The organism is Bifidobacterium italicum, from assembly GCF_002286915.1.
GTDB lineage: Bacteria > Actinomycetota > Actinomycetes > Actinomycetales > Bifidobacteriaceae > Bifidobacterium > Bifidobacterium italicum.
On sequence record NZ_MVOG01000008.1, the window covers coordinates 16,150 to 42,170 of the forward strand.

Annotated in this window: 14 protein-coding genes; 7 read left to right on the forward strand and 7 right to left on the reverse strand. The window is 67.1% G+C overall.

The window, feature by feature from the left end:
• Window positions 1-119 precede the first annotated feature (119 nt).
• Window positions 120-1,757: a signal recognition particle protein gene (gene ffh / locus B1400_RS03150; protein ID WP_095613009.1), complete on the forward strand. Its 1,638-nt coding sequence runs from the start codon at window positions 120-122 to the stop codon at window positions 1,755-1,757.
• A 109-nt stretch (window positions 1,758-1,866) separates the two neighbouring features.
• On the forward strand, window positions 1,867-3,264 hold the full coding sequence (locus B1400_RS03155; RefSeq protein WP_157909626.1) for an endonuclease/exonuclease/phosphatase family protein: 1,398 nt from the start codon (window positions 1,867-1,869) through the stop codon (window positions 3,262-3,264).
• 6 nt (window positions 3,265-3,270) lie between these two features.
• On the opposite strand, the gene B1400_RS03160 is transcribed toward B1400_RS03155, so the two are convergent.
• Window positions 3,271-6,642 carry a glycoside hydrolase family 2 TIM barrel-domain containing protein gene (locus tag B1400_RS03160; RefSeq protein WP_095613011.1) on the reverse strand — a complete coding sequence of 1,124 codons (3,372 nt, stop codon included), beginning with the start codon at window positions 6,640-6,642 and terminating at the stop codon, window positions 3,271-3,273.
• A gap of 309 nt (window positions 6,643-6,951) precedes the next feature.
• Between B1400_RS03160 and rpsP the strand changes: the two genes are divergently transcribed.
• The 4 genes from rpsP (at window position 6,952) to trmD (ending at window position 9,167) form a co-directional block, all read left to right on the forward strand.
• A complete protein-coding gene (gene rpsP, locus B1400_RS03165; RefSeq protein WP_095613012.1) occupies window positions 6,952-7,431 on the forward strand; it encodes a 30S ribosomal protein S16 in 480 nt (159 codons plus the stop codon).
• Window positions 7,432-7,433: 2 nt separating this feature from the next.
• Window positions 7,434-7,667, forward strand: coding sequence for an RNA-binding protein (locus tag B1400_RS03170; protein WP_095613013.1), 234 nt, complete (start codon window positions 7,434-7,436; stop codon window positions 7,665-7,667).
• A gap of 17 nt (window positions 7,668-7,684) precedes the next feature.
• The gene (gene rimM, locus B1400_RS03175) at window positions 7,685-8,212 is read left to right on the forward strand and encodes a ribosome maturation factor RimM (protein WP_095613014.1); all 528 of its coding nucleotides are present in this window, start codon (window positions 7,685-7,687) and stop codon (window positions 8,210-8,212) included.
• Window positions 8,213-8,342: 130 nt separating this feature from the next.
• A complete protein-coding gene (gene trmD / locus B1400_RS03180; RefSeq protein WP_095613015.1) occupies window positions 8,343-9,167 on the forward strand; it encodes a tRNA (guanosine(37)-N1)-methyltransferase TrmD in 825 nt (274 codons plus the stop codon).
• Between the two features lie 21 nt (window positions 9,168-9,188).
• Here the strand turns inward: trmD and B1400_RS03185 are convergent, their stop codons facing one another.
• The 4 genes from B1400_RS03185 to rpmB form a co-directional block, all read right to left on the reverse strand.
• Complete coding sequence (locus B1400_RS03185; protein ID WP_095613016.1) at window positions 9,189-9,800, reverse strand: RsmD family RNA methyltransferase; 612 nt, start codon at window positions 9,798-9,800, stop codon at window positions 9,189-9,191.
• 18 nt (window positions 9,801-9,818) lie between these two features.
• Window positions 9,819-15,284, reverse strand: coding sequence for a Spy0128 family protein (locus B1400_RS03190; protein ID WP_095613017.1), 5,466 nt, complete (start codon window positions 15,282-15,284; stop codon window positions 9,819-9,821).
• Between the two features lie 362 nt (window positions 15,285-15,646).
• A complete protein-coding gene (locus B1400_RS03195) occupies window positions 15,647-18,058 on the reverse strand; it encodes an ATP-dependent DNA helicase RecG (RefSeq protein WP_095613018.1) in 2,412 nt (803 codons plus the stop codon).
• A 696-nt stretch (window positions 18,059-18,754) separates the two neighbouring features.
• On the reverse strand, window positions 18,755-18,952 hold the full coding sequence (gene rpmB, locus B1400_RS03200) for a 50S ribosomal protein L28 (RefSeq protein ID WP_081663964.1): 198 nt from the start codon (window positions 18,950-18,952) through the stop codon (window positions 18,755-18,757).
• A gap of 394 nt (window positions 18,953-19,346) precedes the next feature.
• On the opposite strand from rpmB, the gene B1400_RS03205 reads away from it, so the two are divergent.
• The gene (locus tag B1400_RS03205; RefSeq protein WP_095613019.1) at window positions 19,347-20,387 is read left to right on the forward strand and encodes a PfkB family carbohydrate kinase; all 1,041 of its coding nucleotides are present in this window, start codon (window positions 19,347-19,349) and stop codon (window positions 20,385-20,387) included.
• 88 nt (window positions 20,388-20,475) lie between these two features.
• Here the strand turns inward: B1400_RS03205 and B1400_RS03210 are convergent, their stop codons facing one another.
• On the reverse strand, window positions 20,476-23,100 hold the full coding sequence (locus B1400_RS03210; RefSeq protein WP_095613020.1) for a tetratricopeptide repeat protein: 2,625 nt from the start codon (window positions 23,098-23,100) through the stop codon (window positions 20,476-20,478).
• Between the two features lie 72 nt (window positions 23,101-23,172).
• The gene (locus tag B1400_RS03215) at window positions 23,173-25,815 is read right to left on the reverse strand and encodes a tetratricopeptide repeat protein (RefSeq protein WP_095613021.1); all 2,643 of its coding nucleotides are present in this window, start codon (window positions 25,813-25,815) and stop codon (window positions 23,173-23,175) included.
• Window positions 25,816-26,021: the final 206 nt, after the last annotated feature.

Genomic DNA, 26,021 nt, shown 5'->3' on the forward strand with positions numbered 1-26,021 from the left:
TACGCGCGGCCGCCGTCACCTGTCACACCCCCACCAGTGTAGTGAACGCGCGCATGGCCGTGGAGCTCCGGTGCGCAGGCTGCACGATTTCCCCTCAACACGGTAGAATCGTAGCCATTATGGCAGCATTCAGTTCTCTTACAGACAGGCTCTCGAACGCGTTCAAGCATCTCAAGAGCAAAGGCAAGCTTTCCGAGGCCGACATCGACGGCACGATCCGCGAGATCCGCCGCGCGCTGCTCGACGCGGACGTCTCGCTCGACGTCGTGCGTTCGTTCACGGCGCGCGTACGCGAGCGCGCGCTCGGCGCCGAGGTCTCCGAGGCGCTCAACCCGGCGCAGCAGGTCGTCAAGATCGTCAACGACGAGCTCACCGACATCCTCGGCCAGGGCGTCGACCGTCCGCTCAACTTCGCGAAGACGCCGCCGACGATCATCATGCTCGCCGGTCTGCAGGGCGCCGGCAAGACGACGCTCGCCGGCAAGCTCGGCTACTGGCTCAAGGAATCGGGCCATACGCCGCTGCTCGTCGCCGCCGATCTGCAGCGCCCGAACGCCGTGACGCAGCTCGAGGTCGTCGGCGAGCGCGCCGGAGTGCCGGTGTACGCGCCGGAGAAGGGCGTGCAGTCGGCCGGCGGCGAAGCGGTCTCCGCACCGGGCGAGACGCACGGCGATCCTGTCAAGGTCGCGCGCGATTCGATCGAGTACGCGCGCCAGAAGCTCTACGACACCGTCATCATCGATACGGCGGGCCGTCTCGGCGTCGACGAGACGCTGATGAAGCAGGCGCGCGACATCCGCGACGCCGTGCAGCCGGACGAGATCCTCTTCGTCATCGACGCGATGATCGGCCAGGACGCGGTGCGCACCGCGCAGGCCTTCGACGAGGGCGTCGACTTCACCGGCGTCGTGCTGTCGAAGCTCGACGGCGACGCGCGCGGCGGCGCCGCGTTGTCGGTCGCGTCGGTGACCGGCAAGCCGATCCTGTTCGCGTCGAACGGCGAGGGCCTCAAGGACTTCGAGGTCTTCCACCCGGACCGCATGGCCTCGCGCATCCTCGACATGGGCGACATCCTGACGCTCATCGAGCAGGCGCAGCGTGAATTCGACGAGGAGCAGACGCGCAAGGCCGCCGAGAAGATGGCCGAGGGCGATTTCGGCCTCGACGACTTCCTCGCGCAGCTGCAGCAGGTGCGCAAGCTCGGTTCGATGAAGTCGCTGCTCGGCATGATCCCGGGCATGGCGCAGCATCGCAAGGAGCTTGAGCAGTTCGACGAGCGCGAGATCGACCGCACCGAGGCGATCATCCGTTCGATGACGCCTCAGGAGCGCCGCAACCCGAAGATCATCGACGGCTCGCGCCGCGCGCGCATCGCCTACGGCTCGGGCGTGACCGTCTCCGCCGTCAACGCGCTGCTGCAGCGTTTCGAGCAGGCCTCGAAGATGATGAAGCGCATGAGCAACAAGGCCGGTTTCGGCTCGATGGGCGGCTTCGGCGGCGGTTCGTCCCGCAAGAACGCCAAGAAGGGCAAGAAAGGCAAGAAGGGCGCGTCGAAGTCCGGCAATCCGATGAAGCGCGAGGCCGAGGAGCAGGCGTTGCGCGCACGGCTGTCCGGCAAGACGAACGCCTCCGGCTCGGCCTTCGCCAAGAAGCCGAAGACGCCGCAGCTGCCCGACGAGCTGCAGGGGATGCTCGGAGGCGCCGACCTTCCGCCGAATCTCGGCGGCGGCCTCGGCGGCCTGCTCGGCGGCAACTGATCCGTCCATGTGAGGGGCGGCTGCCAGCAGCAGCCGCCTTTTTCCTGACCGTGGCCCGACCGCCACGGCCTTTTCGATGTACCGAACATCCTACAGAAAGGTCTTTGTGATGCTCATCGCGATGTGGATCGTGCTGATCGTGCTGATCTCGTGGCTCGCGCTCACCGAGCTGCCCGCCGGCTGGGACGGCCACAAGCCGCTGCCCTATCTGATCGCGCTGACGCCCTTCCTGTGGATCCCTTTCACCGCGCTCGCGATCGTCGGCGCCTGCCTGCATGCGTGGCCGTTCACGATCTGCGCCGTCGTCATGCTCATCGCGTCGCTGATGCGCCAATCCGCCTATTGGCTCAACGACATCAAGGCGCCGAACACGGCCGCCGCGCTCGCGCGCCGGCTCACCGAACGCAAGGCGCGTGAGTCCGGCACGACGTCCGACGCCGCCCGCCCGCGCAAATCGCATCCGGACCACGGCCAGTTCCGCGTGCTGACGCTCAACTGCCGATACGGCCGCGCCGACGCCGGACGGATCGTCGACCTCGTGCGCGACGAGGACGTCGCCGTCCTCGCACTGCAGGAGCTCAGCGAGGACCTCGTCGCGCGTCTCGACGCCGCCGGCCTCAACGCGCTGCTGCCCTACCATGAGCTCGGCGAGCCGCTGCCGACCGACAACGGCGGCTTCAACGGCGTCTGGATGCGCGTCGAGCCGTCGGCGAGCACGCCGACCGGCGTGCCGATCCCGGCCGCCGACGTGCCGACGATGACGATCCCGTTCTCGTCGACGCGCGACATCACCTTCGCGTCCGCCCATCCGAAGTCGCCGATGCGCGGCTGCCGCGCCTGGTCGGAGGGCATCATCGGCCTGCGTGCATTGATCGCGCATCCGAAGGACGAGCCGCGCGAAAAGTACCCGACGCTCGCCGCGATCGACGCGGCCAACCGCGCGGCGGCCGCGGCGGCCGAGAAGGACGGCTCCCGTGACGGCGCCTTCGCGCAGGCCGGCATCTCCGCGCATTCGGCGACGGCCGACCGCGCGGCCCATCACGACGCCGCCGGCCACGCCGCCGCCACGACCGTGGCGGAAGCGCAGACCGCGCAGTCGTCCGCCGCACAGCAGCCCGAACGTGAGACGATCTGCGTCGTCATGGGCGATTTCAACTCGAGCGTCCCGCATCCGAGCTTCCGCAAGCTGCTCGCCGCCGGTTTCCACGACGCGGCGCTCACCGACGCGCGCGGGCTGCGCCCGACCTATCCGCGTTGGATCAAGTGGCCGCGCATCGTGCTCGACCATGTGCTGTTCACCGACTATCTGACCGCCTGTGACGTGCGCGCGGCCGAAGTGCCCGGCACCGACCATCTCGCGCTCGCCGCGACGCTGACGATCATCGACCATCCGACGCCGCTCAACGCCGGCGCCGGCGAGACATGGCCGGATTCGCTGCCGCCGCTCGCCCGCGAGCGCGCCCGCGACCATATCCGCGCCGCACACGACGAGGCGGATGCCGACTGACGCCGCTCAGGCCGTCTGCGGCCGCAACGTGACGACGAAGCGGAAGCGCGCGTCGTCGAGCCGGTACTGCGGCAGCAGTTCGGGCCCGCAGCTGTTCGAGCCGATGCCCGACTGCATGTAGTCGACGCAGACGACGGTCATGCCGGCGCGCTCGAGTTCGAAGTCGTGCCGCGCCCGCGTCATCTCCTCGGCCGTGTATTCGAGCGCCTGGAAGTCGAAGGCGCGCGCCTCCTCGGCGCCGTCGCCGCGCAGGACGACCAATGCGACGCCGTCGCCGCCGACGCTCGCCCAGTCGCACTCGTGGTGGTTGCCGTTCTCCTGCGGTCTGATCTCATGTTCGGCCAGCGTCTTCGGCGTCCCCTCGAAGATGCCGTGCCAGCTGGAGCGGTGCTTGTCGATGTAGCTTTCGTTCGGCCCGTAGCCGCAGTAGACGACGTTCCTCATGGATTCCGGCAGCATCATGCGTATGCCGAAACGCGGCAGGAACGGGAACGCCGCGTCGCGCGCGACGTCCATCGTCAATGCGACCGATCCGTCGGCGTGCACGGTCCAGACGGCGTCGACGTGCGCGATCGGCTGCACGCTCGGCGCGACGACGCCCATGGAGACGCGCAGTTCGACGGCGTTCGGCGCGAGGCGCGCGTCGTCTGGGTCGACCTCGTTCGCGATCGCGCAGCCTTCCTCGGGCTGTGCGATGCCGCTCGACGCGACGGTGCGCACGGCCACGTCGTAGGCGCGTGCGCTCGCATGGTCGTACTGCGCACGTTCCCATGCGCGGCGAACATACCGGTCGTTGTCGGTCGGCGCACGCCAAACGTCGATCTGCATCGGCTGCGCGAGCAACGCGTGGTTGCGGTAGCTCATCCGCGAGAACAGGCCGGTGCGCACGTCGAGTTCGTAGCGCCAGTCGGCGCCTTCGAGCACGATCGACGCGCCTGCGCGCCGCAGCTGGATCGTCGCGCCGCGCTCGTCGCCGGCGCGCATCTCCTCATGCTGGCGCGCGACCCACTGGTTGCGCGCGTCCGCGCCGTCCACGTCGACGGCGATCTCGTCGAAGCCGAGTTCGAACAGCGCCGCCATCCCCCACATCGGCTCCTTCGTCAGATACCGCAGCACGATCGTGGCCTTGCCGTCCGTATCGCGCAGGTCGGGCATGCCCGGCAGCGTCAGCGTGCCTTCGGCGCCGGGGGCGATCTCCAGCGCGGCGGCGGTCGCCTCGTCGTCGCACAGCGCGTATCCCTGCATCGCGCCGTCGATGTACAGCTCCCACATGAGCTGCACGCGGTCGGACAAGGTCGTGAAGTCGAGGTGGTTGCGCAGCGTCACCTGCACGTCGGCGCCGTCATGGGCGACGGCGACGACGCGCGCGGGGCGGAACACGTTCTTGAATTCGTCGAGGCCGGAGTGCGGCGTGCGGTCGGGCGAGACCATGCCGTCGACGCAGAAGTTGCCGTCGTTGAGCCGGTCGCCGAAGTCGCCGCCGTACAGGTATTCGCGTCTGCCCTGCGGCGTGCGGCCGACGTCGACGGCATGGTCGCACCATTCCCACACGTAGCCGCCGGCGAGTCCCGGATGCCGTTCGATTGCCTCGAAGTAGTCCTCGAGGTCGCCCGGACCGTTGCCCATCGCATGGCAGAACTCGCACATCAGATACGGTTTGACGACGCCTCCGGCCTTCGTGCCGTCCTCGCCGTTCGCGCCGTCGCCGCGGGGGCCGTCGGCGCCGAAATAGGCGTCGATCTCCCTGATGCTCGGATACATGCGGCTGTGCACGTCGATCGCGTCGTAGTCGTGGCGGTCATGGCCGCCGTGCTCGACGTAGCGCGCGCTTTCGTAATGCGTCAGCCGCGACGTGTCGTAGCGTTTGACCCATGCGGCGGCGCGCTCGAAGCCGACGCCGTACGCGGATTCGTTGCCGAGCGACCAGAACAATACGCAGCCGTGGTTCTTGTCGCGTTCGACGCAGCGGCGCACGCGGTCGAGGATGGCCGGCGCGAAGTCCTCGTCGTCGGCGATGCGCGCGTTCCATCCTTCGAGCGCGGCCGTGTCGTCGACGCTTGCGCCGTCGTGCGCGTGCTGCAGCATGTAGGCGCCGTGCGCCTCGATGTCGGCCTCGTCGACGACGAGGAAGCCGAGTTCGGCGTACAGGTCGTAGCAGTACGGCGCGCTCGGGTAGTGGCTCGTGCGCACGCCGTTGACGTTGTGCTGCTTCATCAGCAGCAGATCCTCCTTGAAACGCCTCGGCGTGACGGCGTAGCCGGTGTCCGGGTCGGCGTCGTGGCGGTTCATGCCGTGGATCGTGATCGGCCGGCGGTTGAGCTCGATCCGCTCGTGCACGCCGTCGTCGCCGAGCGCGGCACGCACCTCGCAGACGCTCAACAGCGACGTGATCGTCTCGTCGTCGGTCGCGATGACGAGGCGGTAGCAGTAGGGCTCCTCGGGATTCCACAGCCGCGCGGCCGGAATCGTCAGCCGTGCGCGTGCGCGGACTGCGAACACGTCGTCGTCGGCTGCGCTGACGTCATCGGCGACGACGGCCTGCGCCTCGGCGGCGTCGACGCTCCCGCCGTCGGCGTCGAGGATCGAGACGGCCACATGCCCGGGCAGGCCGTAGGCGCCGGCGTCGAAGTCGACGGTCACCTCCGTGCGCCGGCCGTCGTCGAAGTCGATCGCCGTGTGCACGAAGTAGTCGCGGATCATCCGCGTCGGGCGTTTGAGCAGATAGACGTCGCGGAAGATGCCGCTCATACGCAGCTTGTCCTGGTCCTCGAGGTAGCTGCCGTCGCACCATTTGAGCACGAGGACGGCGATCGTGTTCTCGCCGTCCTCGATCAGGTCGGTCACGTCGAATTCGCTCGTCGCGTGCGAGACCTGCGAATAGCCGACGAAGGCGCCGTTGAGCCACAGATAGAAGCAGCTGTCGACGCCCTCGAAGTTCAGATACGCGCGCGGCGCCGCCCCGTCGGGCTCGTAGTCGAAGGTCGTGCGGTAGACGGCGCACGGGTTGTCCTGCGGCACGAACGGCGGGTCGAAGGGGAACGGATAGCGGATGTTCGTGTACTGGTTGTGGTCGAAGCCGTGCATCTGCCAGACCGACGGCACCGGGATCTGCGTGTAGTCGTCGCCGGGGTTGAACGCGACGTCGGTGAAGATCGGATCGTAGGCGGCGCTCGCCGCGGCGACCTCGGCGTCGAGCTCGTGGATGCTCGCGTAATAGCGGAACGCCCAGTCGCCGTTGAGCAGCTGGAAGCGGTCGGAACATACGCGCCGGTCGAAGCCCGTGTCGATCGCCTCGCTCGCCGGGATGAAATACGCGCGGTTCGGCTCGCAGCCCACATGCAGCGTGGACAGGTCCTCGTAATAGCGCGGAACGAACATCGCAGCCCTCCTTGTGATCGATCCTCGTCGATGTGCGGCGTGCGCCGCGGCTTGCACGGTTCGCACGGCCACGGCGATGTCATCTCACACTATATAATCCGCCCACGGCGTCATGCCGCGAGGACCCGTTACGCCGTCGGCGGCCGGGGACGGCCGCGATGACCACGGGTCGAGGTATCCTGACTTGGTTATTTGGCGATGCGGGACCCTCTCATCACCCGTAGGCGTCAAGGAACGCGCGTGCCGGCCGATCCGTGCCCCACACGGCGAAGCGCGGCGCGCAACCCTAGTCAACCAAGGAGAGCCGTTTTGGCAACCAAGATTCGTCTCAAGCGCATGGGCAAGAAGTTCTATGCCGTGTACCGCGTCGTCGTCATGGATTCGCGCAGCAAGCGCGACGGCCAGGCCATCGAGGAGATCGGTCTGTACAACCCGAACACGCAGCCTTCGACGATCGAGATCGATTCCGATCGCGCGCAGTACTGGCTTGGCGTCGGCGCCCAGCCGACCGACCAGGTCCGCAACCTGCTCAAGATCACCGGCGACTGGCAGAAGTTCAAGGGCCTCAAGGGCGCCGAGGGCACGCTGAAGACCGCCGCCGCGAAGCCGGATGCGGCCACGCTCATCGAAGAGGCCGACACGAAGGCGCAGAAGCTCAAGGCCGCGAAGGCCGAAGCCGAGCTCAAGGCCAACGAGGCCGCCACCGACCCGGACGCCGCCGCCGAGCAGAAGGCCGACGAGAAGGTCGAGTTCGCCGATCCTGAAGAGTCCGCTCCGGAAGCCGTCTGATCATGCTTGCTCAAGTCGTGGAACATCTGATTAGGAACATCGTCGATTTCCCTGACGACGTCTCGGTCAAGTCCCATGAGAACGCGCGTGGTGAGCTGATTCGCGTACGCGTCAATCCTGAGGACATCGGACGTGTGATCGGCCGCAACGGCCGCACCGCCAACGCGATCCGCACCGTGGTGCAGGCGATGGCCGACCACAAGGTGCGCGTCGACATCATGGATGTGCGCAAGTGAATCATCGATCTTCACCGATGGACCCTCAACAGCCCGAGCTGCTGAGGGTCTGTCGTATCGGACGCGCGCAGGGACTCAAAGGCGAAGTGAGCGTGCAGCTGTTCACCGACGAACCCGAGGAGCGTTTCGCTCCCGGTTCGCCGCTGTTCACGAAGGACGCCGAGGACGAATACGTCGTCGAAGGCGCACGCACGTTCAAGAACCGCTGGTACATCAAGCTCGAAGGCGTCGACGACCGCAACGCGGCCGAGGCGCTCAACGGCACGATCCTCTATGGTGAGCCGTGGGAGCTCGAGGAGGACGAGTTCTATCCGAAGGACATCGTCGGCCTCGAGGCGCGGCTCGCATCGGACGGTCGCGTCCTCGGCAACGTCGTCGACATGATCGAAGGCGCACAGTGGCTTCTCAAGATCCGCCTGGCCGAGCCGGTCGGCGACGAGAAGACGGCACTTGTGCCCTTCGTCATCGAACTCGTGCCCGACGTGGACCTCGAGGAGGGCTATCTGACGATCGACCCTCCCGGCGGCCTGATCCCGGGCATCTGACGGCCGCCGCCCGACCATCCATCCGCCGTCCCGAATGCCTCGGCCGCCTGATGCGACCGGGGCATTCGGCTGCATGACCTCAACACCGCGTTGCCATCAACGCCGCAATCCCAACACTGCAAGGAGCCCTATGGACATCGACATCGTCTCCGTGTTCCCCGAGTACTTCGACGTGCTCAACCTGAGCCTGTTCGGCAAGGCGATGGAACGCGGGCTCGTCACGGTCCGCGCGCACAACCTGCGCGACTGGACGCATGACGTGCACCAATCGGTCGACGATACGCCGGTCGGCGGCGGCGCAGGCATGGTGATGAAGCCCGAGGTGTGGGCCGAATGCCTCGACGAGCTGCTCGGCATCGCGGCGGACGCTCCGGCGGACGCCGATGCGACGCCCTCCCCCGGCTCCCCGGTGCTGATCTTCCCGAACCCGTCGGCGCCGCTGTTCACGCAGCAGGACGCGACCGAGCTGTCGCACGCCGAACATCTCGTCTTCGGCTGCGGCCGCTACGAGGGCTACGACGCGCGCATCCCGCAGTACTACCGCGAGCGCGGCGTCGATGTGCGCGAGTATTCGATCGGCGACTACGTGCTCAACGGCGGCGAGGTCGCCGTCTCGGTGATGCTTGAGGCGATCACGCGGCTGCTGCCCGGTTTCATGGGCAACGCCGACTCGATCGTCGAGGAGTCGTACACCGGTGCGAACGCGCTGCTCGAGCACAGCCAGTACACGAAGCCGGCCACCTGGCGCGGCATGGCAGTGCCGCCGGTGCTCATCTCCGGCGACCACGGCAAGGTCGACCGCTTCCGGCGCGACGAGGCGCTCGGGAAGACGTCGAGGATCCGGCCCGATCTGATCGCGCGTCTCGATTGCGCGGCGCTCGACAAGGCCGACCGCAAGACGCTGATGGCGCTCGGCTGGGAGGTCTCCGGCGCGCATCCGCGCCGTCTTGGCTGACCGTTCCCGCGCTGAACCGTTTCAGTCAGCGCGCTGCGCGTCGACGAGCCGCTCATAGGCGGCCGAACGGTAGGTGTAGACGGTCGTCTCGCCGTAGTCGCGGCGGTCGTCCTCGACCCATCCTGCGGGCGCGGCAGGCGCAGCCGTACGCTTCGAGCGTTCGAGGACGATCGCGCCGTCCTCCCCCACCAATCCGCGCGCGACGAGGTCGTCGAGCAGCCGTGCGCAGTCGTCGGTCGCGAATATGTACGGCGGATCGATGAGCACAAGGTCGAACGGCGCGTCTACCTTCGCCTTCGCCGCGTAGCGTTCGGCCTTCGCGCGCACGACATGCGCGTCCATGCCCTTTTCCCATCCGTGGTGCCGCTTGAGCGCCGTCAACGTGCCGGCGATCAGTTTCGCCGCCTGCGCGTTCGCCTCGACGACGACGAGCTCGCGCGCGCCGCGGCTCAGCGCCTCGATGCCGAGCGCGCCGGTGCCGCCGAAGAGGTCAAGCACCCGCGCGTCCCGCAGCAGGCCGTGCGATTCGAGGCGCGAGAACAACGCCTCCTTCGTGCGGTCGGTCGTCGGTCGCGTCACGGAAAGCGGCGTCGTGAGCGGCGCGCCCTTGAATCTGCCGGTGATGACATGCATGGCTTCGAGCCTAGCGCCTCACCCGCCCATCGTGACGCGGTTCATACGGATCGCACAGCCTGCGGCACCGAAGAGGAACACGATCGCAAGCGCAAGCGTGATCATGCCCTGTTCGCGTCTGCCGCCGGTCGATGGCAGTTCGACGCCGGCCGTGTTGACGAAGGTGCCGTCGTCAACACGCGTTGTCGCCGTCAGCTTGCCGTTGCCTTCATCGGTCACCGTGATCGTGAGCGTCGCCGTATGCGTGTCGTAGTAGATGCCGCCTTGGGTCGCCGAATCGTCGATTTCGCGGACTTCGTAGACGTAGGCGCCGGCGCGGGTGAACGTGAAGGTGCCGAAGTCAATCGGCGTAACGAGGCCGCTTTCCGGTTTGCCGACGCCCACCGTGCATGTGCGCGTCTCGACATCGCAGCTGAGCGGGCTCTGCGGTGTTTCGGGCGCTTCGCCGGGGTCGCCGTCGTCGGTCGCGTCGCCGCCGGTGGCCTCGTCGTCGCCTTGCTGGACCGTCCATTGCGGCAATGTCGGCTGCGGGTCGTCGTCCGCGTATTCGGTCACGTCCTGCAGCGTGAAGCGGAACCTCCAATCGTCGTCCCAGGACGGCGCACGCAGTTCCTTCGTCAGTTCGGCCGGAGTCGCCACCTGCACCGGCTCCGGCTCGTACACGTTGACGAAGGTCGTACCGTCGATGCCGGTGACCGTCCACCCGACGCTGTACTCGCCAAGGCCGTTGTCGACGACGCTGAAGCGCAGCTGCGCCGACTCCGCGTACTGCAGACCGTCGATCGTCTTGCCGGCGTTGGCTTCGGTGACCGTATAGACATAGGTGCCCGGCTTGCTGAACGTGAAGTCGCCGAATCCGAAGCCGTTGGCGTTGTCTTTCGTCACCGTCACCTCATGGGTCTGCGGCATGGCCGCGCCGAGCGTCGTTTCATCGACGGAGGAGGAGTCCTTATCGACGGCGAGCGCGAACGTGAAGGACTCGCCGTCCTTCCAGTCGCGGCCCTGCAGCGCCTTCATGAACGTGACGGACTGCGTCGTCGGCTCGATCTTGTAATGGTTCGTGAACGCCGCGACCGTAGTGGCTGCATCATCGACGGTCGTCGTCGCCTCGAGCGTGCCCTTGCCGGTGTCGCTGACGGCGATGCACGCCTTGTGCACGGCGGTGTCGTAGGTCACGCCTTGGAAGACGGGTCCGCCGTCCGGTCCGGGCATCGCGGCAGACGGGACGATTTCGGCGATCTCGTAGCAGTAGGTCTTGCCGGCGTCCTCCTTCGTGAAGGTCAGTCCGCCGAGCAATGTGCCGTTGACCGGCCAGACGAGCGCCTGACCTGCCGGAGCTGTGTAGGGGTTCGAGGTCCGTCCCGCGCCTTCCGGAAGCGGGGCATCGCCGATCGGCGTGATGCCGAACGGGAACTCGCCTGCGCGCATCGCGCGTCCGGTCAATGTCTTGCTGATGCGCAGCGCGCCGACGTCGCCGTAGTCGAGCGGTTCAACGGCGTAGCTGTTCGTGAACAGCTTCGTCGATTCGTCGGAGCCCAGCGTCGCCTGCAGCGTGCCCTGCTCGTCCGTGACGACGACGGTCACCGTGTGCCGGTGCGTGTCGTAGGTCCAGCCTTCGGCCGTCGGCTGCAATGTGTCCGGCAGCACCGTCTCCGGCAGCTGTTCGTTGATCGTGAACGTATAGGTGCCCGGCTTCGTGAAGGTCAACTTCGGGAACGTCACATCGCCGGTGGCGTCCTTGGCGATCTCCGGCGTCGTGGCCGTCAGCGTACCGGCCCATGGAGCATCGTTCACCATCACGTTCGCCGCTTCGCCGGCGAGCGAGGCTTCGAACGTGAACTTGCCTTCCGCGGCGGCGCCGCCGGTGACCTTCTTCCGCACGTCCAGCTGGGCGTCAACAGGCGTCGCCTCGTAGCGGTTGCTCAGCTCGACCTGCGTGCCGCCGCCGGGATATTCGACCGACGTGACGAGGTTAGCCTGCGCGTCGCGGCTCACCGTCACGACGACCGTGTAGTCGTTCAGGTCGTAGGTCATGCCGTCCTTCGTCGGATTCTCGACCGTCACGCCTTCGGGGACGACTTCGCTGACATGGTAGGTGAACCGCTTCGGCTCGTCATCGTGGCCAAGCGCGCTGCCGGTGAACTGGAGGACCTGCCGCCAGCTGCCGTCAAGACCGACGTTGATGATCGCGCCGCCTTCGGGCAGCTCGGGGCCGCCATCGGGATTGGCCGGATCGGCGGTGACGCGCACCTTGAACTTGCCGACCGTGTTGTTCGGGTTCGTGCCGGTGACGTCCTCGTAACGCTTGATGCCGTGGATGTCGGCCGTGGCCTTGTTGGTGCCGAGGAACCGGTTCGTGAACACGGCGACGCCGCCTTCGACGACCGGTTCGCCGTCGATATGCGCGCCGTCGTCGGTGAAGGTGTGCGTCAGCTGTCGGCTGGCGATCATCAGATTGCCGTTCCCGTCGTCCTTGACGACGACGGTGAGCACATAGCGCGCCGCCGAATAGCGCATGTTGGGCTGCGCGTCGCCGGTATCGGTGTTGTCGGACTCCCTGATGACGTACCGATAGGTGCCCGGCACCGTGTAGACGATCGAACCGAAGGTGAACGGCACCTGGTCGTGATTGTGATATCCGCCGCTCAATGTGACGCTCGTCTGCTCGGGCATCGCGTCGGCCGGATTCGCATCACCGGCGCTGATCGTGAACGTGAAGCGGTCGTTGTCGGTGTTCCAGTCTCGACCTTCAAGCACCTTGACGCCGCTGACCGACGGCTCCTCGAGCGTGACCGGCTCGAGCGTGTAGCGGTTCACATACGGCATCGTCAGCATGCCGCCGGAAGTCACCGTTCCCGCACGCGTCGGACCATCATCGACGCTCCAGCCGGGACCGCCGGCATCCGTCTGCATACAGGTCGCCGTGACGCCGGCCGGGATGTCGTAGACGCTGATCGATTCGCCGTCCTTGAGCGAGAAGGTCGAGCCGTTGCCTATCTCGATGATCGTGCCGTCGCTCTTCTCGCCGCGCACGGTGCCGCTGAAGTCGGTCCCGTCCGCGTTCTTCAACGTCAACGTGAACGGGAAGGACTTGTCCGGATCGGGCGTGACGCCCTGCGGCCAGACGACGTCCTCGGTCACCGTGAGCGCACCGGGGATCTCGATCAGCTGCAGGCCGTTGTTGCCGAGGCGCACATTGACCTGTGTATCGCGCCATTGCGGCGACGACGCGTACTTCGCGGTATTGGTCGGATTCTCCTTCTTCTCGCGCGTGTACTGGTTCGCGAGCACGGTGCGGGGAGTACCGGCCGTCGCATAGTACTGATCGGTCGCCGGGTTCTTCGATGCGGCACGGACGGCGGCGTCGCCGGGCACCGGAACCCATTGCGTGCACGTCTTCGCCGAGCATGAGGTCACGATGCCGCTGGCCTCGTCGGTGTGCTCGCCATCCACCATATCGGCGTAGAACACACGCTGGTAGTAGTAGGTGCCGGCGGCGTCGACCTCCTTCGCCGGAGCGTCGAGGCTCTGCGAAGCGTACAGCGGCGTGTCCTGCGTGAAATAGTAGAAGTCGTTCGTCGTCGCCGGCGTGAACACGGCGGTCGTATTGCCGTAGCCTTCGTTCGGCTGGCCGTCGTAGCGGTTCGTCAGGAAGCGGATCTTGCCGTCGGCGCCTTTGTTCGCCGCGATGTACTGGGTCATGTCGTCGTCCGGCTTCGAGACGAGCTCCCGGACTCCGTCCTTGAGCCCGACCTCGTAGAACAGGCGCATCGGATGAGTGCGGTTGATCTGCGTCTCGACGGTGCCGTCGGCGTTGACCTTCGCCGAATACAGGCGCAACGGCAACAGTTCCTCGGGCACGTCGACGGTCACGAGATCGCCCTGACGAGCCGGCGTATAGCCTTCGGCGTCCGGCGTCGTCGTGTCGAAGCTGCGCACGGTGATAGTCATCCTGCTCAGATCGGCGGCCTTGTAGATCTCGTTCGCTTCGACGGTGCCTTCGAAGACGTAGGTCGTCGTGTCGCCTGATGTGGTTTTCGAGACCTGCTCGAATTGCTGCCCGGCGAAGACGATGCTGTTCATGTCGAGCACATGCATGTAGTCGCCGAGCTGGTCGGTGAAGCGCACGACGCCATGCGACGAGCCGGCCGTCGTGCCGCTCGTCGTGCTCGACTGGATCGGCGACGTCGGCTTGCTTGACACCTCGTCCCAGATCGTCTCGAAAACGGTATTGAGCGATTGCGAATCAGAGGCTGTCAGATAGTAATCGGCGTCGGGGGCACGCGCGCCAAGCGCCGTATATGCTGTCGCATCCGGATAGTTGCTGGAGACGGCCTGCATGAACGCATTCGCCTTCAGTGCGTCGCTGCTGTCTGCGGTTACATCAGACACATCGATGGCAGGGTCGGCGTTATCGAAGATGCCGACGGCGTAAATCGACGCGAAGCCGTCCTTGATGGCCTTCGCCTGTGTAATCGCGTCGTTGGCGATTGTCGGATTGAATTTATCACCTTCGCTTCCCGTAGGCAAGCCATCGGTGAAGAAGATGACGATCTGGGAGGCATCGGCGCGAGCACCCGAGGACAACATCGATTGTGCCTGCTCCAATGCCCGATCGGAGCGGGTGAGCCCAGCCGTTGTCAGCGCATCCACTTTGGTCTTCAGCCCATCGAGGTCATCGGTCAGACTACTCTGGACGGTGACATTGGTGCCGTATGAAATCAGTCCGATGCGGTTTTTCCTATTCGGATTGGCTACGGTTCCATTCGCCGTGATCGTCTGGTCGATGAAATGATTGACTGCGGTCTGCAACGCCGTGATCTTGAACGTATCGCGATAATACACTTGCGTATGCTGGGGGTTGGTGTCGTTCGGGCCTGTTTTGACAGTAATGCTTCTGTTCGTGTCATCCCGGCGGCATGAGGTCCCAGCCGCGTTGCAGGTGATTCTCTGATGGTGCCCATTGGCTTTCAGGATGAACAGTTCTTTCAACTGCGTCTCAGTGAATGGCGGGTATACCTCACGGTATCCGAAACCGCTCGTCATCGAACTGGACGTATCAAGCACGAGCACGATGTCGAGCGGCTTCGTCACGTTCGAGACGCCGGTGATCTTCTGCGCGCTTGACATCGCCGAAAGCCCGACGAGGAACGCGTCCTTGTCGGTATGCTTCGGCGCCACACGCACTGTCTTGCCATCGTAGGTCTTGAGCTCAACGGCATCCGTCGAGACCGACTTGTCGGTCCACACTCGGCCGGTCGATCGCGGATCGGTCTGGTTGCCGATGCCCTGCTCCCACTGCGTGAATGTCGTCGGATCGGCGACGCGTTCGGCATTGCTCGCCTCCGCGCGCGTCGGCGTCATGACGATCGCCATCGTCGCGATCATCACCAGGCCGATCACGGCCGCAGCCGTTTTTTTCGTATATGTGCTCACTGAGTCGAAGAGTCGCTTCCCCCACTCGAGCACCTGCTGTCCATTCATCACAGTGCCTTTGTCTCGGTTTTCCCCCTGTGGACAGAAGCGCAAATGAGCCCCCCCCCCCCCCGCAGGAAATCAGGATCCGGACACCGCGGATGCAATCCCTACTTCATCAGCGAGGTTCCGGTTTTACCTTTCAGCATACACGCTATCAGCAGAATCGCGGGGCGTCGATGGCGTCTCAATATGTGCGCCCGCAAGCGTCCCATCCACGCATGCACAGCGCGATCGCGCCGCTGTTGCCACATACCATCGCGCAAAGAACCATGGAAACGCACATCCGCCATCGGCAATTTCCCCAATGTTTTCACAAACGACGGCACCCCATCGGCGTGTCGCAACCTGCATCTGCCGATCCGTCCGACTCAGTTGCTCGTCAGGAACTTCTCGTTGCCGCGCGTGAAATCGAGGACGGCGCCGGCGAGCTGCACATGCCCGTCGAGCGTCGGATCGGCGTCAAGCACGGCCTGTGCACGTTCGCGCGCATCGGCGATCATCGGCGCATCCTTGACGACGCGCAGCAGCCTGAGGCTCGACTTGCCGCCCGACTGCGCGTCGCCCAGCACGTCGCCGGCGCCGCGCAATTCGAGGTCCTTGGCGGCGATGTCGGCGCCGTCGAGCGAATCGGCGATGACCTGCAGCCGTTCCTCGGCGATCGACGCCGGCTCGGCCCGCGAAACGAGGAACGCCCACGCGTCGGTGCCGCCTCGGCCGACGCGTCCGCGCAGCTGATGCAGCTGCGACAGGCCGTAGCGGTCGGCGTCGAAGATGACGATGCAGCTCGCCTGCGGCACATCGACGCCGACCTCGATGACGGTCGTCGCGACCATGACCGGCGTCGCGCCGCTCGCGAACCCCTCCATGACATGCTGCTTCGTCTTGTCGTCGTCACGCCCGGTGAGCGTGCAGATCGCGACGCCGCGGAACTGCGGCAGCGACTGCAATCGTTCGCGGATCTCCTCCACCGAACGCAGCGGCGGACGCGGATGGTCGGCTTCGTCGCCGAGCTCGACGACCTGCATGTCGTCGTCGGCGGAGGTCGCACCGTCGTCCTCCGGCACGTCGATGCGCGGGCAGACGACGTACGCGCGCTCACCGGCGTCGACGCGCGCGCGCAGATGCCAGAACATGTCGGACATCAGCTTGCCGTCGTCCTCCGGCACGATGAACGTGCGGATCGGACGGCGGCCGCCCGGCAGTTCGGTCAGCCATGAGATGTCGAGGTCGCCGAACCACGTCATCGCCGCCGTGCGCGGGATCGGCGTCGCCGTCATGACGAGCAGATGCGGATCGCGCTCCGACTTGCCGCGCAACGTGTCGCGCTGCTCGACGCCGAAGCGGTGCTGCTCGTCGATGACGGCGAGCGCGAGGTTCGGCGTCTGGAACGACTTCGAGAACGCGGCGTGCGTCGCGACGACGATGCACGGCTCGCCGCTCGCGGCCTTCGCGAGGACGCGGCGGCGCGCGGCGAGCTTCATGCCGCCGGTGAGCAGCAGCACCGGCACGTCGGCGTCCAATGCGCCGACCGATGCGGCGATCGATTGGTAATGCTGTTCGGCGAGCACCTGCGTCGGCGCGACGAGCACGGCCTGATGCCCCGAGCCGACGGCCTGCAGCATCGCGGCGACGGCGACGACGGTCTTGCCGGAGCCGACCTCGCCCTGCAGCAGCCGCTGCATCGGGTGGTCGGCGCGCATGTCATCGCCGATTTGGTCGATGACGGCGCGCTGGCCGTGGGTCAGCGGGAACGGCAGCGTGGCGATGTAGTCGTCGCGCAACGTGACGTCGCCGCAGGGGAAGGCCTCGCTCGCGCTCGCCGCGTCGCGCGCCATCAGCAGCGCGCACTGGCAGACGAAGGCCTCCTCGTAGCGCATCGTCCGGATCGCATGGCGGAAGTCGGCGACGGCGTCGGGGTCGTGGATCGCGCAGAAGGCCTGCGCGCGGTGCATCAGATTGAGTTCGGCGCGCACCTGTTCCGGCAGCACGTCCGGAATCGCCTTTTCGAGCGCGGCGCGCACGGATTCGCCGTCGTCCCACAGCGAGCGCGCCGGGGCGTCGTCGGAAGGTTCGGCGGCGGACTGCGGCTCCTCGCCGGCGAGCATATGCAGCAGCATCAGGATCGTCTCGTGGATGTGTTCGCTCGAGATACGCGAGTTCGCATGGTAGACAGGGCGCGGACGGCAGACGCGGGCGAGGCCCTGCGCGACGGAGTCGACGTCGTATTTGAGCGTGCGGGCGGGCGTGTTGCGCGGACGGCCGGCGGCGCGCGCGGCGGCGGGATCGTCGAAGGCGAGCTGCGCCGGCGCGGGCGGCGGCGTGTCGGGGGCGACGGTCAGGATCTCGGGATGCGTGAACTGCAGGCGGTCGTTGAACACGCTCGGATCGCCGGCGATGACGATGCGCATGCCGGTGGCCAGCCGTGACGCCATCCAGTCGATATACGACTTGCGGTGGGCGAAGAAGACGAGGTTCGCGGCGGCGGGGCGCAGCCCGTGGTCGCGCGCGTAGTCGGCGTCGTCAACGAGCACCTCGAGGCGGTAGGAGCCGCGCGAGCTCATCGGCGCGACGCGCACGCCGCGCACGACGACCGGGCAGGCCATCTTCTCGCCGAAGCGCACGTCGCTGAGCGCGCGCACCGGCACCGGCTCGGTCACGCGGAACGGATAGTAGCTGAGCGCCTCGCCGACCGTCGTGACGCCGAGCGCCTTGAGCGCGCTGACGCGCCGCTTGTTCGTCAGCAACGACGCCAGCGGTGATTCCACGGTCACGGTACTCATAGTCCCCCATTGTCGCACGCGCGCGGACGAGGCGCCACGGCGCGTCCCGCCGGGTCCGATTCCGGGCCAATCCGTCGACGCACCCGACGGATCCACCCGGAAACCAGCCACTTTCCGGGCCGAGCCATCGACCCGGCCGACGGAACGGGCCGCGGCGTCCCAAACCGTCGAGGACGCCGACGAACCATCCCGCCGACCAGCCACTTTCCGGGCCGAACCATCGACGCACCCGACGGAACGGGCCGCGGCGTCCCAAACCGTCGAGCGGACCGACGAACACACCCGCGAACCGGCGCCTTTCCGTCCCGAACCATCGACACGGCCGCCGAACCCACCTGCAGCGTCCCGATCCGTCGAGGACGCCGACGAACCATCCCGCCGACCAGCCACTTTCCGGGCCGAACCATCGACCCGGCCGACGAACCCACCTGCAGCGTCCCAAACCGTCGAGGACGCCGACGAACCATCCCGCCGACCAGCCACTTTCCGGGCCGAACCATCGACCCGGCCGACGATCCCACCCGCGACGGCGGCCGGCGGCCGAGAGCCGCGGCGTCCCGTACCTGCTCCGCCACTTCGACGCCGGACACCCCCGCCCCGCTACCTCCGGCAACCCCGGGCAACGAAAAGCCCCGCCGGACGAGATGGACTCATCCGACGGGGCTTCCTCATGCGTTCCGCATGGTTCAATGCATATCAGTTGGCGCTCACACGCTGAACCTTGCCTGCCTTGAGGCATTTCGCGCACACGCGAAGGCGGACGTTCTGGCCGTCCACGGTGGTGCGAACCGGCTGGAGGTTCGGCAGGAAGCGGCGCTTGTTACGAATATGCGAGTGCGACACGGAATAACCCGTACGCGGGCCCTTGCCACACACTGCACAACGAGCTGCCATAATGGACTCCCTATAAATTACTGTTGACTTGCAAGTCTGCGTGCGGCTGCGTGCATACAAGAACGTACGCCGTCACACACAACTTCCCAATGATACATCCAGATGCCGGACAACGCCACTTTTCCGTTGCATTCTTCACAATTGCGCCCAACCGCGCCCATCAAGTCCCAGCAAGCTCCATCGAGAACGCTGACTGCCCGCATCCGCACCGCCCCGTGTCCCGTTCCCGCATGCAGCGTCTACAATCATAACCAGAGCGTCTTCTCAGGGGGCCGCCAATCGGTACCGGAAAGTGCCGGATCATATCGGGAGTGGGTAAAGGAAGAGGTAGTGGAGCCTCGCGCGCAGCCACAGGCGGGAATCGCGCCGGGTTCCGGTGAGAAAGGAACCAGTCATGCTCAGTGACATCGTCAATAAGATCCGCGCGCAGCGCGACCATGAACCGACCGTCGTCTCCCTCGGCCAGACCTGGGTGGACACGCTGATGCACGTGCCGGAGATGCCGCAGGCCGGCCGTTTCGTCGAGGCGGCCACGGTGACCCGTTCGATCGGCGGCAGCTTCCAGGTGCTCGACGCGGCGGGACATATGGGCGCCCGCACCGAGTTGGCGAGCATGATGGGCACCGGCCCGTGGGCCGACTGCATCGCGGATGCGCTGCGCCAGGCGCACATCACCCACACCGGCCGCACATTGCCCAATCAGGACAACGGCATGCGCATCATCCTGTCCGACGGCGACGCGAAATCCTACGTCGCGCATCACGGCGCCGAGTCGCGCGGCGATGCGGACGCCTACAGGAACGTCCATCCGAGGAAGGGCGACGTCGTGCACATCGGCAGCAACGCGCTGATGAACGACGGCGCGATCGCCGTCCACCAGTTCCTGTCGCGCCCCGAATGCCAGCCGCAGGCGCGCGACTTCCGCATCGTGCTCAATTCGACGAGCGCGCTGCGCCTCGTCAATGCGCAGCTGCTCGAGACGTTGATCCTCGCACGCCCGATCTGGTCGATGAACCGCCAGCAGGCGTATTCGCTCGCCGAACGGCTGTCGATCAGCATCGACGAGACGCCGACGCTGCGCGTCTCCGGCGGCTTCGACGAGTCGATGCACGAACTGTGCACGGCGCTGAGCAACGTGCTGCACGCGCCGATCGTGCTGCGCGCCGGCTCGCGCGGCGCATGGATCCGCCAGCACGGCGAAGGCGTCATGCACATCGACGGTTTCCCGACGAAGGCGACGCACATCCGGTCCGCCGGCCCCGTGCACACCGGCGCGCTGTGCGCGCTGCTCGCCGAGGGATGGGACCTCGAGGCAAGCGTGCAGATCGCGAACGCGGCCGCCGCGCTGTCGATCGCGCACAACGCGGACGGAGTCCCCGTCTGCCCGCCCTACGACGAGGCGACCGCGTTCATCAAGGAGCGCCTCGCCGACTGATCTTCCACGAAAATCCACCCATGCAAAAACAGGGCCGGGACCGCAAGGCCCCGGCCCGTCTTCGTCGATCGGCGCCCATCGGCGCGCGTCACTCCCCGCGCTCGGCCGCGAGCACGTCATCGGCGTTGAGCACGCCGTAGCGCAGGCATTGGCGCAGCAGCCGCAACACGTCGCCTTCGATTGAGTTCGCGAGGATGTCCGCGGCGGCGTCGGCCGCGCACGGGAATCCGGCGTCGACGAGTCCCATCGCCGCCTCGGCGAGCACATCGAGCGCGCGCGCCTGCGGGGCGACCGGGATGCCGACCTCGCGCAGCCTGGCGACGGCGTCGTCATGGTCGGGCAGCTTGTCCCAGCCGAGCTGCGCAAGCAGCTGCGCGACCTCACGGCGTGCGGACGGCGCATAGGAGGCGCTGTCGAGCGTGCGCATCGCATAGCAGGCCGCCGCCGATTCACGGTCGCCGGTATTCCACAACGCGTAGGCGAGGCGGTAGTAGACGAAGTCGACGTCGTCGCGCGCGACGGCGATCGTCAGCGCGAACTTGAGCACGCGCGCCGCGGCCTCGTAGTCCTCGTTGTCGGCGTGCACGACCGCCTCCTCGAAATACGCGGACGCGCAGGTCGGCGCGATGCGCTCCATCGCCTGCGCCTGCGCGACGGCGGCCTGGTAATCGCCGTCGTCGCGGTAGATGTGCGTCAGGCCGACGCGCGCGTTGTACAGCGCGTCCGGCGCCTTCCAGTAGCGCGTGTCCGGGCCGTCGTCGACGAGGGAGACGAGAAGCCGCTGCGTCGGGCTCTCGCAGTACAGCGGCCGCTGGTTCGCCGGCGCCTGCTCGCTCATCTCGATCTGCATGATGACCGATTCGAGTTCGATCGACGTGCCGATCGGCGTGTCCTCCTCGTTGTCACGCCGCAGATCCATGACCTCCGATCCCTTGATCGAGGCGTTGTCGTGCAGGATGTCGAGGTCCTGCGCGCGGTCGGCGCGCAGCAGCGAGGACAGTTGCGGCGGCAGCGGACGCGTGTCCGCCCACAGCGGCGTGCGGTTCGCCAGCAGCGACCGCGGCACCGGCAGCGGCGTGATGACGTCGAGGCCGCGGCGCGCGTTGAAGGCGAGCGCGAAGGCCGTCGGCTCGAGCATCGGCATGACGCGCGCAGGGTCGTCGTCGAGCGACGCATCGTCGAAGGCGCCGGCGCGGTAGCGCGGCAGCACGTCCGCCGTGAATCGCGCGCGGTCGAAGCGCAGCGAGAGCACCGGATCCTCGGTCTTGTACAGCGAGCCGCGGTATCCGGTGACGGTGACGGCGTTGACCGACGGGCCGGCCGTGAACGCGATCTGCGCGAGCAGTCCGGCGAGTTCGAGCGCATACGTCGCGGCGTGCGCGGCGCGCATCTCGCGCACGTCGACGACATGGCCGTCGCGCCAGTCGCTCGACTGGAACTGCGTTTCGTCGGGGGCGGAGAAGATGATCGCCATCTCGCCGGTGTCCGTGTTGACGTCGGCGCGGTATTCGAAGCGATGCGGCAGGATCAGCGATTCGCCGATCGTGATGAAGCGCGTCAACGTGTCCCACATGCCGCCCGGCGCGGCCGCCGCGTCGTTGATTCGCGCGAAACGGTTGTTGACGTCCGCGTAGTCGAGCACATGCTCGACGTGCTGCGACCAGATATGGTCGCGACGGCGCACCGCGTCGTAGCAGGCGGCCTCGTCGAGCGTCGTGACGAAGCCGTTCTCGTTGTCCTTCGCGTCGGCCGCATGGCGCACGGCGCCGATGCGGTTGAGCGCGGATTCGATGGCGAGCACGACGTGCCGGTCAGCGGTCGCCATGTCGCCGTTGAACACGGCCCAGAACAGGTTCGTGCCCTCGACGATGATGAAGCGCACCGATTCACGTGCGCTGACCGGACGCAGCGCGGCCGCGCCGGCCTCGATGAGCTCACGGGCGGCGAAACGGTCGGCCGGCGCCGCCGTGGACGCGTTCACGGCGCCCTTCCAGACGATCGCGTCGACGGCGTCGGCGACCGGCTCGCGCGTCACCCTCCTGAACTCGTCAAAGATGCGGCCGAGGCCGACACCGGGACGACGCCCGGCGATCGTCGGGAAATGGTAGGTGAGCAGCCAGCTCGCCGCGAGGACCTCCGTCATCGGGTGCGCTCCATGCGCGTAGGGTCCGAAGTCGAGTGCGGCGGCGAGGATCGTCAGATCGTTGCCGGTGCGCTGGTATTCACCGAAACTGACGCCGCGTTCGGCATCGAAGATGCTGCGTACGCGCATCGCGCCGGTGAGGTCTTCACTGCCTTCGTCCCATTGGTCGAGGTGGATGTCGGCATGGTCGTCGCGCAGCGGGTCACCGGCGTCCTCGTCGATCGGATGTTCGGTGTGGTACACCTTCATGTCGTCGCGAATCCAGGCGAGGATCCGCACGCCACCGGCGACCCGTTCGACGACGTAGCCGAGGCCGCGCTCCGGCTGCGGCAGCGCGTCCGTCACTTCGTAAACGTGATCCACCGGCTGTCCGGGCAGCGCCGGCAGCCGGTCGGTGCGGCCGTGGCCGTCCAGTTGGCGGATCGGGTGCGCCGCATGCCGTGCGCGCGTCGGCTGCGGCGCCGCATGCTGCGGGGGCGCCGGCATCGGAGGCGGCGTCGGGGCGCCGGATCCCGGCGCCGGCGGAATCGGTGGCACGGTGAAACCGTTCGTGCCGTTCATCTGCGTCATCGTTGCGTCCTTTGGTCGTTGCTGGGGTCGTTACGGGGCTTGGCCACCCTATGGCCGGAGGTCCGGGCGCGCTCATTCGTCGCCGAGTTCGTCCTCGCCGTAGGTGCCGTAAAGCAATGTGCCGCCGAGCCAGTTGAGCGTGTCGTCGCGTTCGGCGGCCGCGAGCAGCCGCGTGCCGATGCCGGCGGCCTTCGGGAAGCCGGCGTCCACGAGGTCGATCGTGTTGCGCGCGAGCAGATGCATCAGGCCGTGCGACGGCACGATCGGAATGCCGTTCGCGCGCAGCAGCTGTTTGGCGTCCTCGATCGCCGGCGCACGGCTCAGGTCGCCGTCAAGCAGCTCGCTCAGCTCCTCGATCGCCGTGTCGCGCAGCCAACGCACCGGCATCGTCAGCGTCATCGCGTAGCAGGCGGCGGACAGATCGGCCTTGTCCAGGTTGCGCATCGCGTAGGCGAGGCGGTAGTAGAGCATGGCGACGTCGGAGGCCTCGACGGCGTAAGGCAACGCCTTCGTCAGCACGTCGGCGTCCTTGGCCCAGTCGGGTTCGTCGACGTCCACGTACATCACCGATTCGCTGACGTACGGCGGGATCGACAGCTTGCCGATGTGGTGGATGCGCGCGAGCAGCTCCCTCGCCTTGTCGAGCTGCCCGTTGGCGATGCTGATGCGCGCGAGTTCGATCAGCGCGCGGAACAGCGCGTCCGGCACCTTGAAGTACCGGATCGTCGACGGGTCGACGCTCGGCCGGCCGTCCGCATGCGTCTGCGGATCGTCGTCGTCGGCGAGCGTGACGAGTTCGCGCTCTCCCTGGTTGTTGCAGTACAGCGGGCGGAACGTCGGCGTCTCCTGCGGCAGCGACTTCGACAGTTCCATGACGACCGATTCGAGTTCGATCGCGGCGGAGACCGGCGATTCCTCGTTGTCCTTGATGATCTTCTCGACGTCGGCGATCGAGATCGGCGCATCGTCGTGCAGCACGTCGAGCTCGCACGCGCGTTCGGCGCGCAACCGTTCGCCGAGGTCGGCGGGCAGTTCGCGCATGTCCTTCCACAGCGGCACGCGGTGCGCTTTGATCGCCGGCGGCATCGGCAACGGCGTGACGCCCCTGAGGCCGAGGTCCTCTCCGAAGTCGACGGCCTGCGCGGCCGGCGCGAGCAGCCGCAGCAACGCAGCCGGGTCGACGCTGAAGGCATCGTCATCGATGTCGCCGCCGAGGTAGTACGGCAGCACGGCGCCGTAGAAGGCCATGCGTTCGAAGCGCATCGACAGCACCGGCGTGCCGGTGATCGTGCCGGCACGCGCCGTGATCGTCACCGACGTCGTCGCCGTGCTCGATGAGAAGCCAACGTAGGCGAGCAGTCCGGCGAGCCGCAGCGCGTAGACGGAGGCCTGCGCGCCGCGCGTGTCGCGCACGTCGCGCCAGACGCCGTCGTCGTCGACGCACGAGGCCGGGAAGCCCATCGCCGTCGGCGCGCTGAACGCGATCGCCATCGCTCCGGACGCGTTGTCGACGTCGACGCCGTATTGGAGGCGCAGCGGCAGCCGCAGCCGTTCGGCGACGTTGCCGAAGCGCGTCAGCGACTCCCATGCGCCGCCGCGTCTGGCGTGCGCGTCGTAGAGCTCCATGTACGGGTTGCGCGCGTCGATTTGGCCGCGTGCGAAGCGCGCATGCTCGCCCCAGTGGCCGAAGGCGTCACGGAACACGAAACCGGTCGTGCGCTCGTCGAGCGTCGCGAGCAACGCGACGTCGTTGTCACGGTGCGCGGCGGCGTTGCGCGCGTCGACGGCGCGGTTGAACGCGCCCTCGACGGCGATGACGAGGTCGCGTTGCAGCCCCTGCACGGCCTCCTCGTCGAAGTTGATCCAGAACTGGCCGGTCGTGTCGAGACGACGCAGGTTGAATTCGGTGTTCGCGGCGATCGCGCGCAGCTGCGGCGCGCCGATCTCGACGAGCTGGCGCGCGAGCGCGCGTTCGACCGGCGTGACGCGGCCGGTGTTCGACGTGCCGCGGTGGATGATCATGTCGATCGCGTCAGGCAGCGGCATCTTCTCGATCTGGTCGAAGAGGTCGGCGAAACGGCCCGAGCTCGTCGTGATCCGCTCGCCGCGCAGCGCCGGCAGGCGGCATGCGAGCAGCCAGCATGCGGCGATCGCGTCGGCACGCGGATGTGACGCGGAACCGTAGGTGCCGGCGTCGAGGGAGCATTGGGCGATGTATACGCTGCGGTCCCGGTCGACCGTGTATTCGCCGATGCAGATCGGGATGTCGGGGTCGTCGCCCTGGAAGCCATGCACGGTGTCCCAGATGAAGATCGCACCGATGCGGTCGTTGCCTTCGTTCCACGGGTCGAGTTTGAGTTCGACGTCCGCGGTGCCCGGATCCTCGGCGAGCACGGTGGAGGTCGGATGCACGGCGTCGTCGTCGCCGATCCACGCGAGGATGTTCATCTGTCCGACCGGCGTGAGTTCGACGATGTATCCCTGACCGCCTTCGGGCTGCTCGAGCGCCTGCACGACGCCGACGCGCATGTCCTGCGGCTGTCCGGGCACCGGATCGATGAGCCGCACCGGGCCGTGCGTATGCCCGTTCGTCGGGGCGGGCGGCGGCACCACGGCGCCCATGCCGGGGGCCTGCGGCGGCGACGGCTGCATGGGCTGCGCCGCGGCTTCGGCGTCGCGCTTCGCCTTGTCCTTCTTCCTGCCGAATCCAAACACGTCGCGTATGCTCCTTCCCGACGGCCGGCCCCGGCCGTCGTCGTCTGCTGCGTCTGCGGCGCTCCTCGCCGTCCGTCGCCGGACCGGTCGTCTGCGAGACCTCGTCGCCCGCAGAGGGCATTGCGCCTGCGCCACCGCTGTGGCGCGCCTTTCCATGGTTTCGTCAGTGTAGCGCAGTCGCGGCGCGCCTTCACCGCCATCCCAGC

What these genes read in the sequence shown, in the direction of transcription:
- ffh (WP_095613009.1), top strand. Translation starts at nt 120, where the DNA reads ATGGCAGCATTCAGTTCTCTTACAGACAGGCTCTCGAACGCGTTCAAG.
- B1400_RS03155 (WP_157909626.1), top strand. Translation starts at nt 1,867, where the DNA reads ATGCTCATCGCGATGTGGATCGTGCTGATCGTGCTGATCTCGTGGCTC.
- B1400_RS03160 (WP_095613011.1), bottom strand. Translation starts at nt 6,642, where the DNA reads ATGTTCGTTCCGCGCTATTACGAGGACCTGTCCACGCTGCATGTGGGC.
- B1400_RS03170 (WP_095613013.1), top strand. Translation starts at nt 7,434, where the DNA reads ATGCTTGCTCAAGTCGTGGAACATCTGATTAGGAACATCGTCGATTTC.
- rimM (WP_095613014.1), top strand. Translation starts at nt 7,685, where the DNA reads ATGGACCCTCAACAGCCCGAGCTGCTGAGGGTCTGTCGTATCGGACGC.
- trmD (WP_095613015.1), top strand. Translation starts at nt 8,343, where the DNA reads ATGGACATCGACATCGTCTCCGTGTTCCCCGAGTACTTCGACGTGCTC.
- B1400_RS03185 (WP_095613016.1), bottom strand. Translation starts at nt 9,800, where the DNA reads ATGCATGTCATCACCGGCAGATTCAAGGGCGCGCCGCTCACGACGCCG.
- B1400_RS03190 (WP_095613017.1), bottom strand. Translation starts at nt 15,284, where the DNA reads ATGAATGGACAGCAGGTGCTCGAGTGGGGGAAGCGACTCTTCGACTCA.
- B1400_RS03195 (WP_095613018.1), bottom strand. Translation starts at nt 18,058, where the DNA reads ATGAGTACCGTGACCGTGGAATCACCGCTGGCGTCGTTGCTGACGAAC.
- rpmB (WP_081663964.1), bottom strand. Translation starts at nt 18,952, where the DNA reads ATGGCAGCTCGTTGTGCAGTGTGTGGCAAGGGCCCGCGTACGGGTTAT.
- B1400_RS03205 (WP_095613019.1), top strand. Translation starts at nt 19,347, where the DNA reads ATGCTCAGTGACATCGTCAATAAGATCCGCGCGCAGCGCGACCATGAA.
- B1400_RS03210 (WP_095613020.1), bottom strand. Translation starts at nt 23,100, where the DNA reads ATGACGCAGATGAACGGCACGAACGGTTTCACCGTGCCACCGATTCCG.